At 54.5% G+C, this 17,792-nt stretch carries 18 protein-coding genes; 16 read left to right on the plus strand and 2 right to left on the minus strand.

Annotation, left to right across the window (positions count from 1 at the left end):
• Positions 1-17: 17 nt before the first annotated feature.
• Positions 18-236 (plus strand): putative nitrogen fixation protein NifT, encoded by a 219-nt coding sequence (nifT, locus tag DUT67_RS07795; protein ID WP_113626193.1) that lies wholly within the window; start codon positions 18-20, stop codon positions 234-236.
• A 13-nt stretch (positions 237-249) separates the two neighbouring features.
• Positions 250-912: a NifB/NifX family molybdenum-iron cluster-binding protein gene (locus tag DUT67_RS07800; protein WP_113626194.1), complete on the plus strand. Its 663-nt coding sequence runs from the start codon at positions 250-252 to the stop codon at positions 910-912.
• Positions 913-1,230: 318 nt separating this feature from the next.
• On the opposite strand, the gene DUT67_RS07805 is transcribed toward DUT67_RS07800, so the two are convergent.
• Positions 1,231-2,421, minus strand: coding sequence for an MFS transporter (locus DUT67_RS07805; RefSeq protein ID WP_113626195.1), 1,191 nt, complete (start codon positions 2,419-2,421; stop codon positions 1,231-1,233).
• Between the two features lie 159 nt (positions 2,422-2,580).
• Between DUT67_RS07805 and DUT67_RS07810 the strand changes: the two genes are divergently transcribed.
• From DUT67_RS07810 to nifM, 10 genes are all read left to right on the plus strand, one after another.
• The gene (locus DUT67_RS07810; protein ID WP_113626196.1) at positions 2,581-3,189 is read left to right on the plus strand and encodes a TetR/AcrR family transcriptional regulator; all 609 of its coding nucleotides are present in this window, start codon (positions 2,581-2,583) and stop codon (positions 3,187-3,189) included.
• Between the two features lie 289 nt (positions 3,190-3,478).
• Entirely contained in the window at positions 3,479-4,852 is a 1,374-nt protein-coding gene (gene nifE / locus DUT67_RS07815; protein ID WP_113626197.1) for a nitrogenase iron-molybdenum cofactor biosynthesis protein NifE, read from the plus strand.
• 9 nt (positions 4,853-4,861) lie between these two features.
• Entirely contained in the window at positions 4,862-6,247 is a 1,386-nt protein-coding gene (gene nifN / locus DUT67_RS07820; RefSeq protein ID WP_113626198.1) for a nitrogenase iron-molybdenum cofactor biosynthesis protein NifN, read from the plus strand.
• Positions 6,234-6,701, plus strand: a complete 468-nt coding sequence (locus DUT67_RS07825; RefSeq protein ID WP_113626199.1) for a NifB/NifX family molybdenum-iron cluster-binding protein — start codon at positions 6,234-6,236, stop codon at positions 6,699-6,701. The genes nifN and DUT67_RS07825 overlap by 14 nt, the downstream gene beginning before the upstream one ends.
• A 226-nt stretch (positions 6,702-6,927) precedes the next feature.
• Complete coding sequence (gene nifU, locus DUT67_RS07830; protein ID WP_101781848.1) at positions 6,928-7,767, plus strand: Fe-S cluster assembly protein NifU; 840 nt, start codon at positions 6,928-6,930, stop codon at positions 7,765-7,767.
• A gap of 30 nt (positions 7,768-7,797) precedes the next feature.
• Positions 7,798-9,006, plus strand: a complete 1,209-nt coding sequence (gene nifS / locus DUT67_RS07835) for a cysteine desulfurase NifS (protein WP_113632559.1) — start codon at positions 7,798-7,800, stop codon at positions 9,004-9,006.
• A gap of 13 nt (positions 9,007-9,019) precedes the next feature.
• Positions 9,020-10,195, plus strand: a complete 1,176-nt coding sequence (nifV, locus tag DUT67_RS07840) for a homocitrate synthase (RefSeq protein ID WP_113626200.1) — start codon at positions 9,020-9,022, stop codon at positions 10,193-10,195.
• A complete protein-coding gene (locus DUT67_RS07845; protein ID WP_101781842.1) occupies positions 10,164-10,421 on the plus strand; it encodes a nitrogenase-stabilizing/protective protein NifW in 258 nt (85 codons plus the stop codon). The genes nifV and DUT67_RS07845 overlap by 32 nt, the downstream gene beginning before the upstream one ends.
• The gene (locus DUT67_RS07850) at positions 10,418-10,861 is read left to right on the plus strand and encodes a nitrogen fixation protein NifZ (RefSeq protein ID WP_113626201.1); all 444 of its coding nucleotides are present in this window, start codon (positions 10,418-10,420) and stop codon (positions 10,859-10,861) included. Before DUT67_RS07845 ends, DUT67_RS07850 begins: the two co-directional genes overlap by 4 nt.
• On the plus strand, positions 10,861-11,658 hold the full coding sequence (gene nifM / locus DUT67_RS07855) for a nitrogen fixation protein NifM (protein ID WP_113626202.1): 798 nt from the start codon (positions 10,861-10,863) through the stop codon (positions 11,656-11,658). Before DUT67_RS07850 ends, nifM begins: the two co-directional genes overlap by 1 nt.
• A 50-nt stretch (positions 11,659-11,708) precedes the next feature.
• Here the strand turns inward: nifM and DUT67_RS07860 are convergent, their stop codons facing one another.
• Positions 11,709-12,239, minus strand: a complete 531-nt coding sequence (locus tag DUT67_RS07860; RefSeq protein WP_113626203.1) for a flavodoxin — start codon at positions 12,237-12,239, stop codon at positions 11,709-11,711.
• 383 nt (positions 12,240-12,622) lie between these two features.
• On the opposite strand from DUT67_RS07860, the gene nifL reads away from it, so the two are divergent.
• The 4 genes from nifL (at position 12,623) to DUT67_RS07880 (ending at position 17,780) form a co-directional block, all read left to right on the plus strand.
• Positions 12,623-14,110, plus strand: coding sequence for a nitrogen fixation negative regulator NifL (nifL, locus tag DUT67_RS07865; protein WP_113632558.1), 1,488 nt, complete (start codon positions 12,623-12,625; stop codon positions 14,108-14,110).
• Positions 14,107-15,681 (plus strand): nif-specific transcriptional activator NifA, encoded by a 1,575-nt coding sequence (nifA, locus tag DUT67_RS07870; RefSeq protein WP_113632557.1) that lies wholly within the window; start codon positions 14,107-14,109, stop codon positions 15,679-15,681. Before nifL ends, nifA begins: the two co-directional genes overlap by 4 nt.
• A 177-nt stretch (positions 15,682-15,858) precedes the next feature.
• Positions 15,859-17,265, plus strand: coding sequence for a nitrogenase cofactor biosynthesis protein NifB (gene nifB, locus DUT67_RS07875; RefSeq protein ID WP_113632556.1), 1,407 nt, complete (start codon positions 15,859-15,861; stop codon positions 17,263-17,265).
• Entirely contained in the window at positions 17,265-17,780 is a 516-nt protein-coding gene (locus DUT67_RS07880) for a nitrogen fixation protein NifQ (RefSeq protein WP_189339527.1), read from the plus strand. Before nifB ends, DUT67_RS07880 begins: the two co-directional genes overlap by 1 nt.
• The last annotated feature ends 12 nt before the right edge of the window (positions 17,781-17,792 follow it).

The following is a 17,792-nucleotide window of genomic DNA, read 5'->3' on the forward strand; positions in this document are numbered from 1 at the left end:
CAGCAAAGGAGGACGCGATGCCAATGGTGATTTTTCGTGAACGCAATGCACATCTGTACTGCTATATCGCCAAACAGGATCTGGAAGCGAGAGTGACTGGGATTGAATTTGACAGCCACGAACGTTGGGGCGGTGAGATTGAACTGGAGGGGGGCAAACGTTACTACGTTAATCCGCAAGCAGAGAAACCTGCTTTTCCGATCAGTTTACGTGCCACACGGCCTGATTTGGTATGAACAGGAGGGGAGCATGTCTGATGATGATCGTCTGTTCTGGCGGTTGTTTGCGCTGATTCAATGCCTGCCGGAACTCTCGCCACCGCAGTTATTACATTGGATCAATCAGGGGGAGGATGTCTCTCTGGATGTGGCGTTTCTCATGTCCCTGAATCAGCCGCAGCTGGTGGCTACGTTTCCTGGCGAACCCGCGATCCTGACACGCAGCCGCTGGCGGGATGTGATGGCTTGCCTGCGGGGCGAACTGCCGCCGCATCTGGCTGTGGTCTCGCCGAAGGGACGTCAGCCGCAGTTACTGGCTGCATTTTCGTCACAGGATGGCATGACCATCAACGGACATTTTGGTCAGTGTCGGCTGTTTTTTATCTATGCGTGTGACGAGACGGGGTACTGGCTACATGGGCTACGCCGTTATCCTAGCGAGTCAGGGGAACAAGAGGGGAATGAAGTCCGTGCGCAGCTGTTGGAAGGGTGCCATTTGCTCTTTTGCGAAGCGATTGGCGGTCCAGCGGCAGCGCGCATTATTCGCCATAATGTGCACCCGATGAAAGTCCCTCCGGGCACCTCTATTCTGTCACAGTGCGATGCCCTGCAAGCGCTGATGTCGGACCGTCTCCCACCCTGGTTGGCGAAACGGTTGGAAAAAGGCAATCCGCTGGAGGAACGGATATTTTAGCCCGCAAGTATTTAGCCCACAAGTAAGGGCTCCGTTTGGGAAACGGAAATTATTGTACGTTAAGGGTAAAATCTAACCTTCAACTGAAAATATTCAAGGATAAAAAACTACGCGAAAGCGTAGTTTTTGTGGAAAACAGAGGAGGCTATTATTGGTCGTTAATAAATTTCACAACCAGTGGATTCAACGGTGCCGGACATTCCTCGGGTAGCCAGTGTCCACACCCTGCCAACACATGCCCCTCGACCTTTTTTACGACCTCTTATAAGAAAGTCATGGGCAGGCTTAATCGCCCTGACAAAAATATAATCAAGTTGTTTACGATGAGCGCTCCCCCGCAGGGAATCCATGGTTCCTGGCACGAAAGGCAATAATCAGAGCAACGATTAACAGAGCAAGTAGGGCCCAGGGTAAAGAACTGGCTCCTTCATGTCTGAGCAGAAGCCCGCCTGTAAGGCCACCAAGAGCGATAGCGCTATTCCAAGTCACCACATTCATTGAAAGTGCAATATCAGCATGCTCACCCGCCGTATCTGCCAGGGCTGTTTGCAGTAATGTCGCAGCGCCTCCGAACGTCAGGCCCCAGACTGCTATTCCGGGATAAATCACGGCGGGGGACGTGGCAGAAATACCAAATATGATAGAAACAAGGGCGAATACTGAAAGTGAAAGAAGCACGGCAATACGCAGGCCGGAGTCTATCACTCTGCCAGTGATGAAAATCCCGACCATCGCAGCCAGGCCAAAGACCAGCAGAACAATATCCACGCTTGATGAAAGCCCTGCCTGGGACAGGAAAGGGGCGATATAGGTATACAAAATATTGTGCGCAAGCATCCAGGTCAAAACCACTCCCAGAATAGGACGGATACCGGGGATCAACAGGACAGAAGTGAGACGCATTTTTTGCCGGGTGGCCTGCCCTGGGTAATCAGGCACAGCCAGAATGATCCAGGCCATCAGTGCCACGGATAATCCGGACATAACGGCGAAAGTCAGACGCCACCCCAGGAGATCCCCCAGCCAGGTTCCTGCAGGCACGCCAAGGGAAAGTGCGACAGGGGTACCAATCATTGCCAGCGTAAGAGCCCGTCCCTGAAGTGAAGGAGCAACCATTCTTCTTGCATAGCCCGCAATTAAACTCCATGCCAGCCCTGCAGCTGCACCGGCAAGAAAGCGGGCGCACATAATGACAGCAACGCTATCAGATAAAGCCGTCAGGCTGTTGAAGAGCAGAAAGCCGCCCACCGTAGTAAGCAAAACCAGACGTCTGGACCATGCCTGGGTCATGATAGTCAGGGGAATGGCGGCCAGAAGTGAACCCGCTGCATAAGCGGTTACCATCTGCCCGGCAACGGATGGTGATATATTAAGGCCCGCACTTATGCCAGGCAAAAGACCCGCTGGGATTGTTTCGGTCAATATACAGATGAAACCCGTCATGGCCAGTGCCAGTAAAGCAAAAACAGGCAGGCTATCAGCCCCATCATTTTGCGTATGTTTTTTCATATAAAATAACTCTCCAGAAGATTTCTCACCCTGCGTGGATTTCACAAGGCAGCTATAAATGACCATTAATGTATCGATCGGTATATATGTTGGATGTCGGGAGGGAGAGTTGTCAATGAATTTTGTATCGATTAGTATATATTTAAGGAGGGCAGGATCATGAAAACAGGCAGACCAAGGCAGTTTGACAGAGATGAAGCTGTCGTACAGGCAATGCATCTTTTCTGGGAACAGGGTTATGAGGCAACATCACTTGCCCACCTGAAGGCCTCGATAGGCAAAGGGATCAGTGCGCCCAGTTTTTATGCGGCGTTTGGTTCGAAAGCCTCTCTTTTTAACGAGGCGGTTGATTGTTATCTGAAAACACATGCACAGGTAACATCATCGCTCTGGGATCCCAACCTGCCTCCACGACAGGCGCTGGAGATGGCATTAACGAATTCGGCAAAAATGCAGTATGAACCCGGGCATCCCCGGGGATGTATGGTTGCGCTCAGCGTAATGCCGCTATGCTCTGATGAAAACGGGGATCTCCTGAAGCCCCTTGCTGAGTCAAGGCGTCACACCAGGGAGGGAATAAAGCATTGCTTACAGAGAGGCATAAACAGCGGTGAGCTTGTTAATGGTGAGGATACCCTTTCCCTGGCAGTCTGTTTTGACAGTTTTCTGGTGGGAATATCGACGCTCGCTCGGGATAATGTGCCGCTGAAAGAGACACTACGGGGCATCGCGCAAATAATGAAATTATGGGACACCGCACGGTTGTAGCCTGTAATCAAACCCGTATGCGATTCTGTTTTCGATGTGTCTGACCCTAATCGTGTTGTTCTATCTGCTTGATCAATTGATGTCAGTCAGTACAAAAAACAACCATAACGTACAATATTTTCCATTTCCAAAATGGAGTCCAGTAACACCACTCCCCCTCAATATTCCGCTATTGTCGCCTTTGTTACAAAGGCGACAAACCTATCTGATTGAAATTAATGGATTAATTTATGGCCTGTGAATTGCACAAAAAGAGTTGAGTAAGGTCAACCGACTCGACGAGGGCAAGATGAAGGGAAATGAAATTTTGGCGTTGCTCGATGAGCCCGCCTGCGAACATAACCACAAACAAAAATCGGGATGCAGTGCGCCTAAACCTGGCGCGACGGCAGGCGGCTGTGCGTTTGACGGGGCGCAAATTACGCTGCTGCCGCTGGCGGATGTTGCCCATCTGGTGCATGGCCCTATCGGTTGCGCGGGCAGTTCATGGGATAACCGTGGTAGCCAAAGTTCCGGGCCAGCGATCAATCGTTTGGGGTTTACCACCGACCTCAACGAGCAGGATGTGATCATGGGGCGTGGTGAACGGCGGCTGTTTCATGCCGTGCGTCATATCGTGGAGCGATACGACCCTGCCGCTGTTTTTATCTACAACACCTGTGTCCCGGCTATGGAGGGTGATGATATTGAGGCGGTGTGTCGGGCAGCGTCAGTCGCGGTAGAGGTTCCGGTGATTGCGGTGGATGCCGCTGGATTCTACGGCAGCAAGAATCTGGGTAACCGTCTGGCAGGGGAAGTGATGGTAAAACAGGTGATTGGGACGCGTGAGCCTGCACCGTGGCGGGATGACACACCGTTTTCCCCTGCACAGCGTCACGATATTGGCTTGATTGGTGAGTTCAACATTGCTGGCGAATTTTGGCATGTGCAGCCGCTGCTGGATGAGCTGGGTATCCGCGTGTTGGGCAATTTATCCGGCGATGGGCGCTTTGCCGAAATCCAGACGATGCATCGCGCTCAGGTCAACATGCTGGTGTGTTCGCGTGCGTTGATCAACGTGGCGCGCACGCTGGAACAACGTTATGGCACACCGTGGTTTGAAGGCAGCTTCTATGGCGTACGAGCCATGTCCGATGCGCTGCGTCAGCTCGCGGCCATGCTAGACGATCCCGACCTGATGCAGCGCACAGAAACCGTGATTGCGCGGGAAGAAGCGACGGCGCAACAGGCGTTGGCTCCGTATCGTGCACGCCTGCAAGGGCGCAAGGTACTGCTCTATACCGGAGGCGTAAAATCCTGGTCGGTGGTCTCGGCTTTGCAGGATCTCGGTATGACGGTGGTGGCGACCGGGACACGTAAATCTACCGAGGAAGACAAACAGCGTATCCGCGAACTGATGGGGGATGATGCCATCATGCTAGATGAGGGGAATGCGCGCACCTTGCTGGATGTGGCGTATCGCTATGGCGCTGACCTGATGATCGCTGGGGGACGCAACATGTACACCGCCTATAAGGCTCGGTTGCCGTTTCTCGATATCAATCAGGAGCGCGAACACGCCTACGCTGGGTATCGCGGTATTGTGACGCTGGCGGAACAGCTATGCCTGACGCTGGAAAGCCCGATTTGGGCGCAGACTCATCAACGTGCCCCTTGGCATTAGGAGCAAATTATGGCTCAGGTTATTCGTAACAAAAAGCCGCTGGCGACCAGTCCAATTAAAAGCGGGCAGCCTCTGGGGGCGATTCTGGCCAGTCAGGGCATCGAACACTGCATTCCTCTGGTTCATGGCGCTCAGGGTTGCAGCGCCTTTGCCAAGGTGTTTTTTATTCAGCATTTTCACGATCCCATTCCGCTCCAGTCCACCGCCATGGATCCCACCACGACGGTGATGGGGTCAGACAGCAATATTTTGACGGCCTTGACCACGTTGTGTCAGCGCAATGCGCCTAAGGCGATTGTCATCATCAGTACTGGCTTGTCGGAAGCACAAGGGAGCGATATGACGCGAGCGGTAAGCGAATTCCGCGCTGATAATCCGCGTTTTAAATCGACGGCGTTGCTCACGGTCAATACGCCAGATTTTTATGGGTCGCTAGAAAATGGCTACAGCGCCGTGCTGGAAGGGGTGATTGCACAATGGATCCCAGAAAAACCGCCCGCAGGTATGCGCAACCGTCGCGTTAACTTGCTGCTCAGCCATGTGTTTACGCCGGGTGATGTGGAGCTTATCCGCAGCTATGTCGAGGCGTTTGGCCTGCAACCGATACTGCTACCGGATCTATCACAGTCGTTGGATGGTCATCTCGCGAGTGGCGATTACCAATCTGTTACCCAAGGTGGGGCGGTGTTACGCAATATTGAGCAGATGGGGCAAAGCCTGAGCACCATCACGCTGGGTGTGTCGCTCCAGCGTGCGGCGGGCTTACTCGCGCAGCGTAGTCGTGGCGTGGCATTAAATTTACCGCACCTGATGACGCTTGCGACTATGGATGCCTTTATCCATCACCTGCAACAGCTCTCCGGGCGTGACGTACCGGCCTGGATTGACCGTCAGCGAGGTCAGTTGCAGGATGCGATGATCGATTGTCATATGGCATTACAGGATAAATCCATCGCGTTGGCCGCAGAGGGGGATGTGCTGGCGGCCTGGAGCGACTTCGCCCTTAGCCAAGGCATGGTGCCGGGACCGGTGGTCGCGCCCGTGAGCCAACCTGGGTTACTGAACCTGCCGGTTGAGCAGGTACTGATCGGCGATCTGGAGGATATGCAGGATCTGCTGATCAACACTCCCGCGCATCTGTTGGTCGCCAATTCTCATGCCGCTGGGTTGGCTGAGCAATGTGGTATTCCGCTGATTCGTGCTGGGTTTCCCATATATGACCGTCTTGGCGAATTTCGTCGTGTGCGCCAAGGATATGCAGGCATGCGAGATACGCTGTTCGAATTGGCGAATCGGTTGCTGAATGAACATCATCCGGTGCCTGCTTATCACTCGCCACTGCGGCAGCAATTTCCGGCAGTGAGGCGTCAGGGGGTGGAACATGCAGCATGTTAACCGCAATCTCAGCACCATCAGTTCGGCGGTGTGGTCGATGCAAGTCGCTTTCGCCAGCTCAGATTACCACCATGTGGACCAGCATTTTGGCGCGACGCCACGCCTGGTGGTTTATGGCGTCAAACAACATGAAGTCAAGCTGCTGAAGGTGGTGGATTTTAATGTGGAATACGGGCATGGCGAAGACAAACTCGCCAGCCGTATCAGTGCATTGGAAGAGTGTGTCACCCTTTATTGTGTGGCGATTGGCGAGACGGTATTCCGTCAATTGTTGCAGGTCGGCGTTCGCGCCATCCGCGTGCCAGAAGCGACCTCCATTGCACAGCTGTTGCAGCAAATTCAACAATGCTGGGTGGATAATGAACAGGCTACCCGACGTCGCCAACGGGATCCGGATCGCTTCCAGCAACTGATGGTGGAAACCGAATGGCGCGAGGAAGATGACGCCTCCTGAATCATGACGGCATCAACCGCAACAATGTCGTCTGTACGACAAAACCGACATAAACCGCGACATTCATCGCGGTTTTTTTTATAGCGAATTCCCCCATCACATTGATTGTAATATGTTTTTGTGAATGGCATCACATTTGCTTGTTTTGAGCTAACCCGTCCATAACGCCTATGCGGGGGCCGGAACCTTAGGGTTCTGCTTATCTGCATCGTAGGGAGCTGAGAGCATGTGGAACTATTCCGAGAAAGTGAAAGACCATTTTTTTAACCCGCGTAACGCCCGCGTGGTGGAGCAGGCGAATGCCGTGGGTGATGTCGGCTCGCTCAGTTGCGGCGATGCCTTACGGTTGATGCTGCGTGTGGATCCGGGCACGGAAACCATTCAGGAGGCCGGTTTTCAAACCTTTGGCTGCGGGAGCGCGATTGCTTCCTCCTCGGCGCTGACTGAGTTGATTATTGGCCGCACTCTGCATGAGGCGGAGCAGGTCACCAATCAGCAAATCGCAGATTATCTCGATGGGCTGCCGCCAGAAAAAATGCACTGTTCTGTGATGGGGCAGGAAGCGCTACGTGCGGCTATCGCCAATTACCGTGGTGAGACGCTGGAGGATGACCATGAGGAAGGGGCGCTGATTTGCAAATGTTTTGCCGTGGATGAAGGCCAGATTCGTCGTGCGGTGGTGGCGAATGGCTTGACCACCCTGGAGGAGGTAATCAACTACACCAAAGCGGGCGGCGGTTGCACGGCGTGCCATGAAAAGATCGAGCTGGCATTGGCGGCAATTATCGAAGAACAGGCGGCGCTGCCTGAAAAATTCAAGGTACCGGAGGCGGAGACTTCCGCGTGGCGGCTGGTCGCTGACGTGGTGGCGGAACTGCGCCCGTATATTCAGGCCGATGGCGGTGACATGGCGCTACTCAACGTCAGCGACCATCAGGTGACGGTCAGCCTGTCGGGCAGTTGCCAGGGATGCATGATGACCGACATGACGCTGGCCTGGCTGCAACAAAAGCTGGTGGAGCGCACGGGGCGCTATATGGAAGTGGTTGCGGCACAGGCCGCGTGAGCTTATTGACTGTTCAGTGAGGCAGCGCACATGAAAAACATTTATCTCGATAACAATGCCACCACTCGTCTCGATCCGATGGTGCTGGAAGCCATGATGCCATTCCTGACTGATTATTACGGTAATCCGTCGTCGATTCATGATTTCGGCACGCCCTGTCGCGGGGCGCTGGAGAAAGCACGCCAGCAGGTTGCCAGCCTGCTAGGCGCACGTTATGACAGCGAAATCATCTTCACATCGTGTGCCACTGAAGCAACGTCCACCGCCATCCATTCCGCCGTGGCGTTGGCACCGGAACGGCGTGAGATCATCACTAGCGCGGTGGAACATCCCGCCACTCTGGAAGTCTGTGAACACCTTGCCAGACAAGGCTATACCATTCATCAGGTTGGTGTTTCTGCGCAGGGCGAGCTGGATATGGCGCAATACCGCGCCCTGCTGAGTGACCGTGTCGCGCTGGTGACGATGATGTGGGCGAATAACGAAACCGGCGTGTTGTTTCCAGTGCGTGAAATGGCATCGCTGGCACATGCACAGGGGGCGTTATTTCACTGTGACGCGGTACAGGCGGTCGGGAAAATCCCCATTGTATTATCGAGCTGTGACATCGACATGCTGTCTTGCTCGGCACACAAAATTCATGGCCCGAAAGGGGTCGGATGCCTCTACCTGCGCCGCTCTACTCGGTTTCGCCCGCTGCTGCGCGGTGGGCATCAAGAGCGTGGACGTCGCGCGGGTACTGAGAATATCGCGGGTATTGTCGGCATGGGCAGTGCCTGTGAGTTGGCGGACGTGCATTTACCGATGATGAGTGCGGCGGTGGAGCCCCTGCGTGACCGTTTACAAAAGGGGCTGGCGCAGGTGATTCCCAGCGTAATCGTGATGGGCGAGGGGCAACCGCGCACGCCCAATACGCTCAATATTGCCTTCGAGTTTATTGAGGGAGAAGCCATTCTGCTGCTGCTCAATCATGTCTGTATTGCCGCCTCTAGCGGCAGCGCCTGCACGTCCGGCTCACTCGAACCCTCCCATGTGATGCGCGCCATGAATATTCCCTATACGGCCGCTCACGGTAGCATTCGTTTTTCGCTGTCGCGCTACACACGCGAGAAAGAGATAGATCAGGTGATTACGGCACTACCGCCGATTATTGAACGGCTGCGCACCCTGTCACCTTATTGGCAGCAAGGTAAGCCTCAGACGGTATCCGGCGGCGAGTTTATGCCGACCTATGGCTGATAAGGGGAACGGCATGGCGGATATCATTATCAATGACACTACGCTGCGTGATGGTGAGCAGAGCCCCGGCGTAGCGTTTCGCGCCAGCGAAAAACTGGCGATTGCCGAGGCATTAGTTGATGCCGGGTTGACCGCGTTGGAAGTCGGCACCCCCGCGATGGGAGGCGATGAACGCGCGCGTATTGCAGTTATTCGCCGCCGCCTGCCGGACACAGTGCTGATGAGCTGGTGCCGGATGAATGCGTTGGAAATTCGGCAAAGTGCCGATCTGGGCATGAATTGGGTAGATATCTCGGTTCCTGCATCGGATCGATTGCGCGAACAGAAGCTGCGTCAACCGCTTAACGCCTTATTGGTACAGCTTTCCTCGCTGATTGCTCAGGCTCGTCAGCAAGGGTTACATGTGTGTGTGGGCTGTGAAGATGCATCGCGCGCTAGCGATGACACCCTGCGTCAGATAGCGATCGCTGCTAGCGCGGCAGGGGCTGAACGGCTGCGTTTTGCGGATACATTGGGCGTGCTTGACCCGTTCTCCACTTTCGCCCGTATCAGTACCTTGCGGCAAAGCTGGGGAGGTGAGATTGAAATGCATGCGCATAACGATCTTGGGCTGGCCACGGCCAATACGCTGGCGGCGGTAGAGGCTGGCGTTTCCCATGTTAATACCACGGTGTTGGGTCTGGGGGAACGGGCAGGTAATGCTGCATTGGAAACCGTGGCGTTAGCGCTGGAACGCTGTCTCGATCGTGACAGTGGCATCCACTTCGCTCGTTTGCCCGCGCTGTGTCAACTGGTGGCAAGCGTGGCACAGCGCACCATCGACAAACAGCAGCCGCTGGTGGGGGAGCAGGTATTTACTCACGAATCCGGCGTGCATGTCGCAGCCTTGCTAAACGACAGTCGCAGTTATCAGGGTATCGATCCGGCGCTCATGGGGCGTGAGTTCCGTTTGGTTCTGGGCAAACATTCGGGACGGCAAGCGGTAGAGGGGATTTTTGCCCGTTTAGGTTTTCAGCCGCAGGCGAGTGAGACGGAAGCGCTGTTGCGCAGCGTCCGCGCTTTTGCGGAGAACTGGAAGCGTAATCCTCTGGATTATGAATTGCTGGAGATGTATCGCGAACTGTGTGGCAGTGATGCGGTGATGGGGAGGGCAAACGATGGAATGGTTCTACCAGTTACCCGGCGTTGATGAGCTGGAGAGTGCCGAGGCTTTTTTTGATTTTTTTGCTGTGCCATACGACCCCCACGCCCTGCAAATTTGTAGTTTATCGGTGCTGAGTGATTTCCACCGTCGTTTGCGTGCGGCGGTGCCACTGCGTAATACGCTGGAGGCGGTGCAAGATGCTGACTGGCAGTTGGCGCGTCGGCTATTGGCAGAAAGTTATCGCGGCTACCAACCGGAGGTCACACCATGATACCGCGCTTTGCGTTTGGCGATGCGGTGCGCGTCGTGCGCTCGTTGCGTAACGACGGCACCATGGCAGGCATGAAACGAGGTGAGCTGCTGGTACGGCGTGGCACGGTAGGATATGTGCGTGAATGGGGCGTTTTTCTTCAGGATCAACTGATCTATCAGGTGCATTTCCTTGATAGCGATCGCGTTGTGGGGTGCCGTGAACAGGAGCTGATCGCGGCGGAAATACCGTGGAATGCCGGCATTTTTCAGTACGGTGATGGCGTTCACAGCAGGCAAACGCTTTCCATCAACGGCGAACAGGTGGTGGACGTTGGTCAGCGTGGGCAAATTTTCGCTACTGGTCAAGGAGAGCAGGGGGATTGCTACACGGTGATGTTTGGGGAACGCTGGTTTCAGGTCCCTGCCAGTGTTTTGGAACTGGCGGAGGAGGATCGCTGATGTTGGCCTGGCAGCGTTTTAGTGAATGGCGCCTGGCGCAAAAAATGTGGAACACCACACCGACGCAATTGCCGGTAGATCGCCAGCGGCTTCTCCAGCAGCAATTGGCTCGCCAGTTGCTGCTGGAACAAGCTGTGGTGGAAGCGGCACAAAATAGCGTATCGACAGTGACGCCAGACCTTGTGCAGGCAGTAACACAGGAGCTGGAATCTGATTTACGGCAGTCTGGATTCTCTGCCGCCGATCGTACGGCGGTGATCCAGCACCATGTGCTGATGGCGGGACAGCTAGCGAGTATTTCCGAACAGGTGCCGTTGCCGACCTCAGCAGAGGTCGAACAGTGGTATCGGCGTCATGCTGCACGCTTTTGTCGCCCAGAACAGCGTTTGACTCGGCATCTTCTGCTGACCACGGGGGAAGATGATTCTGAGGCTATCAACAGGCAGCTTCTTGCGCTGCGTCGCCAGCTACAATCGGACACCGCCGCGTTTGCGACGTTGGCCGAACGTCATTCTCAGTGTCCGACGGCGTTGGAAGGTGGATTGCTGGGATGGGTGAGTCGCGGGCTGTTGTTTATGTCACTGGATCAGGCGCTATTTGCGCTACACGAAGGGGAATTAAGTGCCGTCATCGAGACCGATATAGGATGGCACCTGCTGTTATGTGAAGCGATCCGCCCAGAAACGCCGATGGCGCAGGAAGACGCGTTGGCAAAAGCCTACGATCACCTGTTGCTGCAACGTCAGAAAGAACAGCAACGCCAATGGTTAGCCCAACTGGTGCCGAGTCGTGGGTAGAACGTGGAAATAAAAAGGTGGAGTGCCTGAGGCCTCCACCTTTTAGCGGATCAGCCGATAGCGGGCTTGAGTGTTTCCAACCAGCTATCGAGCCGCTCATCCGTGAGATCGTACTGATTATCCTGATCCAGTACCAATCCGACAAACTGGTCGTCCACCAAGGCGGCTGAAGTGTTGAAATCATAACCAGCATTCGGCCAGGCGCCGATGACCTTGGCACCGCAGGCGGTAACCACGTCATATAAGGTTTTCATTCCGCTGGCAAAATTATCAGGATAGCCTTGCTGATCGCCTAATCCGAACAAGGCGACCGTCTTGTCAGCCAACGCTTCGTCAGGCAATTCAGCGATAAACTCTTGCCATGACTCGTTCTCACATCCCGCATTCATCCCCGGTAACTGGCCTTCACCCAGCGTCGGCGTGCCGAGCAGCAGAACCGAATAAGAAAGAAAACTGTCCAGAGAAGTGCGGTTGATATTGACCGGCGAATCCGCCGTGCCGCCCAATTTTTGATGAATCATTTTGGCGATCTTGCGGGTTTTCCCCGTATCGGTGCCAAAGAAAATACCAATGTTCGCCATAGTTCACTCCTGACTGATATTGAGAAGGATCGCCGCCGGAGGCGGCAGGTATCTGTACAGTGAAGTGCGAATATCATGCCAAATTTGGCATTGAGCGTTCTGGCGATATTTTGCACGTTTTTAGCGCGGCGCTGCACTATTTCTGTACTGATTGAGGAGGCTAGCCAGGCTAGAAGATAGGGTGTTTACCTGATGCAGTAAGGATTCTACGTGGTTTAACGTTAAAACAGGGGGTGCGATCAATCTTTAGGTTAGTTAATGAATAAAAGGCGCAATGTTTGCATGGTTATTGGTGCCGGTAGTCGACCGGAGAAGGGTGTCGGTTCGTAGCACAAATTGTTGCGAACCTGACATGACGGCATCTGATGTTGTAAGGGTAGGCCATGACCATAAACCTGATAATGGAGTCTCTTCCGCAGGGGGAGATTGTCAGTCATTTATCGCGCCAGCATCCGGCGCTGTTCTCTACTGTTGTGGAGCAATCGTCAGTGGCGATCTCTGTGACCGATCCACAGGCGCGTATTGTGTACACCAATCCGGCATTTTGCCGTCTGACGGGTTTTCCTCTGTCTCAATTACTCGGCCAAAATCACCGTATTCTCGCCAGTCAGCAAACACCCGGAGAGGTCTACAGCGATATGTGGCAGACCTTATTACAGGGTGCGGCCTGGCGAGGACAGTTGATTAATCGCCGACGGGATGGCTCCCTCTATCTGGCTGATATTGATATCACGCCGATCGTTAATGCACAGGGGGAGCTGGAACATTATCTGGCGATGCATAAAGACATTAGCGCCAGTTATGCCCTTGAACAGCGGCTGCGTAACCATATGACGCTTATGACTGCTGTGCTGAATAACATTCCAGCGGCGGTGGTGGTGGTTGATGATAACGACCGCGTCATTATGGATAACCTAGCCTATAAAACGCTGTGCGCCGACTGTGGTGGCAAAGAACTCTTGTCAGTACTGGAATATGGCAAAAATAAGAATGTGTTGCGTGAGGGGAAACCGTTGCCCGTGATGGTTCGTGGTTCGGTTCGTTGGCTGATGCTGGGAATGTGGGCATTACCCGGCGTCAATGAAGAAGCCAGCCGTTACTTCACGGACAGTGCGTTGCCGCGCACCGTAGTTGTGATTACCGATTGTACGGAGCAACAACAGCAGCAACAGCAAGGGCGACTCGATCGTCTGAAGCAGCAAATTGCTAATGGCATACTGCTGGCGGCAATCCGTGAATCACTGGGTGCTGCCATGGTGCAACTGAACTGTCCGCTCAACATGCTGGCCGCTGCACGGCGTTTAAACGGTGAAGATCATAGTAATGTCGCATTGGAGTCTGCATGGCGTGAGGGGGAAGAAGCCATGGCGCGGTTACAGGCGTGCCGTCCTTCTCTGGCATTCGAACCCGAGGATGAGTGGTCGATAAAATCCCTGCTGGACGATCTGACGTCGTTATACCAGTCGCGCCTGAATCGTGACGATCGCTTGCAATATGAATTGCAGTCGCCGCAGTTGACTGTTTTCGGCCAACGAACGCAGGTGCTGGCGTGCCTTAGCCTATGGCTGGACCGCACGCTGGCGCTGGCGGCAGAAATTGCACCTTTTCAACTATCAATCCAGATTTATGCTCGCGAAGAGCGCGGTTGGCTGTCGCTCTATCTGGAAGACAACGTACCGATGACGCAGGTCCGTTTTGCTCCCGCGCCAGCAACGCTAAGTTCGCCGGGCAAGGGGATGGAACTTCGCCTGATTCAGACGCTGGTGGCCGATCATCAGGGGGCCATCGATCTGTCGGCGCACGCACAAGGCGGTACCTGCCTTATCCTGCGCTTTCCTCTCTCACCCTCTCTGGCTGGAGGTGCAAAATGACGCAGGCTCCTGAAACAAGCAACCTGACTTGGCGGTTCGATCTTTCTCAGCAGTTTACCGCCATACAGCGTATTAGCGCAGCATTGAGCCGAGCGACAGAGGTTCGCGAAGCACTGCAGGCGGTGTTACGCGTGCTGCACGATGATGCATTCATGCAACACGGTATGGTTTGTCTGTATGACAAACAGAATGGGGGGCTGGCGGTGGAGGCGCTGCATGAAGCCGATGAAAAACTGATCGCCAGCGGGACTCATGTTCGCTACCGCCCCGGTGAAGGACTGGTTGGGACGGTATTAGCACAGCATCAACCGCTGGTTCTGCCTCGGGTGGCTGACGATCAACGCTTTCTCGATAAACTGGGCCTGTACGACTACAACCTGCCGTTTATCGCGGTGCCGCTGTTTGGCATTGAATCTCAGCCAATTGGCGTGCTGGCTGCACAGCCGATGGCTCGCTATGAAGAACGTTTGCCCGCGTGTACGCGCTTTCTGGAAACCGTGGCCAATCTGGTGGCGCAAACGGTGCGTCTGATGCAGCCCGCCCGCCCGAGGCCAGTGCCAGAATCGGCGGCGACGACCGTACGGGCGAGAACCTGCGTCACGCCGCCGCGTTCCTACCGTTTCGACAATATGGTGGGAAAGAGTCAGGCAATGCGGCAGACCATGGAGATTATCCGTCAGGTTTCACGCTGGGATACCACGGTGCTGGTTCAGGGTGAAAGCGGCACGGGTAAGGAGCTGGTAGCCAATGCTATCCATTATCATTCACCGCGCGCAGCCGCCCCATTCGTCAAATTCAACTGCGCTGCGCTGCCGGATAATCTGTTAGAAAGCGAATTGTTCGGTCATGAGAAAGGGGCCTTTACCGGTGCCGTGCGGCAACGTAAAGGACGCTTCGAGTTAGCCGATGGTGGCACGCTGTTTCTTGATGAGATCGGTGAAAGCAGCGCCTCGTTTCAGGCCAAGTTACTGAGGATTTTGCAAGAAGGGGAGATGGAACGCGTTGGCGGCGATGAAACCATTCGGGTGGATGTCCGTATTATTGCGGCGACTAACCGTAATCTGGAAGAAGAGGTGAGGGCCGGCCATTTCCGTGAGGATCTCTATTACCGGCTGAATGTTATGCCGCTTGCGTTGCCTCCGCTGCGTGAACGGCAAGAGGACATTGCCGAACTGGCCGATTTTCTGGTGCAGAAAATCGGCCAACATCAGGGACGCCCCTTGCGGATAAGCGATGGAGCCATCCGCTTACTCATGGGCTATAGCTGGCCGGGCAACGTGCGTGAGTTGGAGAATTGTCTGGAACGTTCCGCCGTGATGTCAGAAAGCGGATTGATTGATCGCGATGTGATTATGTTTAACCATCGTGAGGTCGCGCCAAAAGCGACCAACATCTTACCTGTGCCGGATGAGGGCTGGTGCGATCCGTCTCTTGATGAACGGCAGCGGGTGATTGCCGCACTGGAGAAAACCGGTTGGGTACAGGCCAAAGCAGCGCGTTTGTTAGGTATGACACCGCGCCAGGTGGCTTATCGCATTCAGACGATGGATATCAATATGCATCGCCTGTGATTCCGATGAGACAGGATTGTGGCATATGCCACATTGTCGGCCTACTGCTGCAATCCTGACAAATTCGATGACGTAAAAATTTCGTATCTTCATGTTTTACATTGATTTTAATAGTCACGCTAAACGGTACGGCCTTTGCACCTCTTTGCCTATGACTTCGTAACCGTAGGCACTATTATGGCATCTTGTTCCTCCGCATCCGGCACGGTAGGCTGCCGATCAACGCTGGTTGATGGAATTACCCCGTTGCAGGCCAGCAAAGCTGCACACCATCCCTGCTATTCGGTGAGCGGTCATCACCGTTTTGCTCGTATGCATCTCGCAGTCGCGCCTGCATGTAATGTGCAATGTAATTACTGCAACCGTAAATACGATTGCAGTAATGAATCCCGTCCCGGCGTGGTATCGACGTTGCTAACGCCAGAACAGGCCGTGGCGCAAGCACGGCAGGTTGCTGCCGCTATTCCTCAGCTTTCCGTCGTGGGGATCGCTGGGCCGGGCGATCCGCTGGCAAATATGAAACGGACTTTTAGCACATTACGGTTGCTGCGTGAGCAAATGCCGGATGTGAAGCTATGTCTTTCCACCAATGGACTTATGTTGCCTGAGGCCGTGGTGCCATTGCTGGATATCGGTGTGGATCACGTTACGGTGACGCTGAATACGTTAGACCCTGCGGTAGCTGCTCGTATTTATGCCTGGCTGTGGCTGGAGGGGGAGCGTTACACCGGGTTGGAGGCGGGCAGAATCCTGCTTGCGAAGCAAGAAGAGGGCATTCGCCGCCTGACGGAACATGGCGTGCTGGTCAAGATCAATTCCGTGTTGATCCCGGACATTAACGAGGCATCGATGCGGGCAGTGAGTGAAAAAGCACACAGCTGGGGCGCTTTTTTGCACAATATTATGCCGCTGATCGCCCGACCAGAACACGGCACGGTATTTGGCCTTGAAGGGCAAAGGGAACCGGATGCCGAATGCATGACGCGCGTACGGGCAGAGTGCGGTCAGGTGATGCCGCAAATGTCGCATTGCCAACAATGTCGTGCGGATGCTATCGGCATGTTGGGTGAGGATCGCAGCCAGCAATTTCCTCTATCGGCACTGCCAGAAAAGCCACAGCCGTATTTGCCCCTGCTCCATCAGCGTGCTCAATTGCACGCCAGCATCGCATCACAGGGAGAATCTGAAGAGCCGGAAGCCTGTCTGGTCGCCGTAGCGTCCTCGCATGGCGAGGTGATTGACCTGCACTTTGGCCATGCCGAACGTTTCCAGATCTACAGCCTGTCACCCGCTGGTGTGGTACTGGTGAACGAGCGTTTTACCCCTAAATACTGCCACGGAGAAGGGGTGTGCCCGCCGGAGGAAAATACGGAGCGCTTGAGCGCACTGCTGGCGCTTTTGGCGGATGTTGATGCGGTGTTTTGTGCCCGTATTGGCTTTGAACCATGGAATAAGTTGGAACAACAGGGAATCCAACCCTGCATTGAGGGCGCCTGGCAAAATGTTACTGAAGTGCTGACAGCCTGGTGGCAACAGCGACAGGGAGAACGGCTGAATGAGCAAAAGGATAAGGGAGCGGCGTGATGCCACAGGCTCAATGCTGGCTATGGCGCTTATGGGCGCAATATGAGAGAGGTTCTGGCTGTTTTGCGCAACACATGGGATTGTCACTGTCGGAGTGGCAGCGTCTCCTTGAACGTATGGACGCCGTGCCGTCGGTAAATTGCCCTGAACGTGAGCAGCGCTATGCGCTGCTGAACGAATTACAGGTGCATCGCACTGAGGAACGGGAACAACTGGCGGACTGGCTATACGAGCATATGTCCCGTGATGCCGCACCGATGCACCGCATTATTGCCAGTGCTTCGTTAGGATTTAATCATCTGTGGCAAGATTTAGGGTTAGATTCACGTAATGAACTGCGCGAATTGATGACAGACTGTTTTCCCTCTTTAGTGGTGATGAACGCCACTAACATGCGTTGGAAGAAATTCTTTTACCGCCAACGTTGTCTGCACAGTGAGGGGGAGCTGATCTGCCGTTCCCCAAGCTGTGATGACTGCCGTGAGTGGGCACACTGCTTTGCGCCCGAGGTGTGAACGGGCGGCAAC

This window comes from Pectobacterium peruviense, from assembly GCF_003312355.2.
GTDB classification, from domain to species: Bacteria; Pseudomonadota; Gammaproteobacteria; order Enterobacterales; family Enterobacteriaceae; genus Pectobacterium; species Pectobacterium peruviense.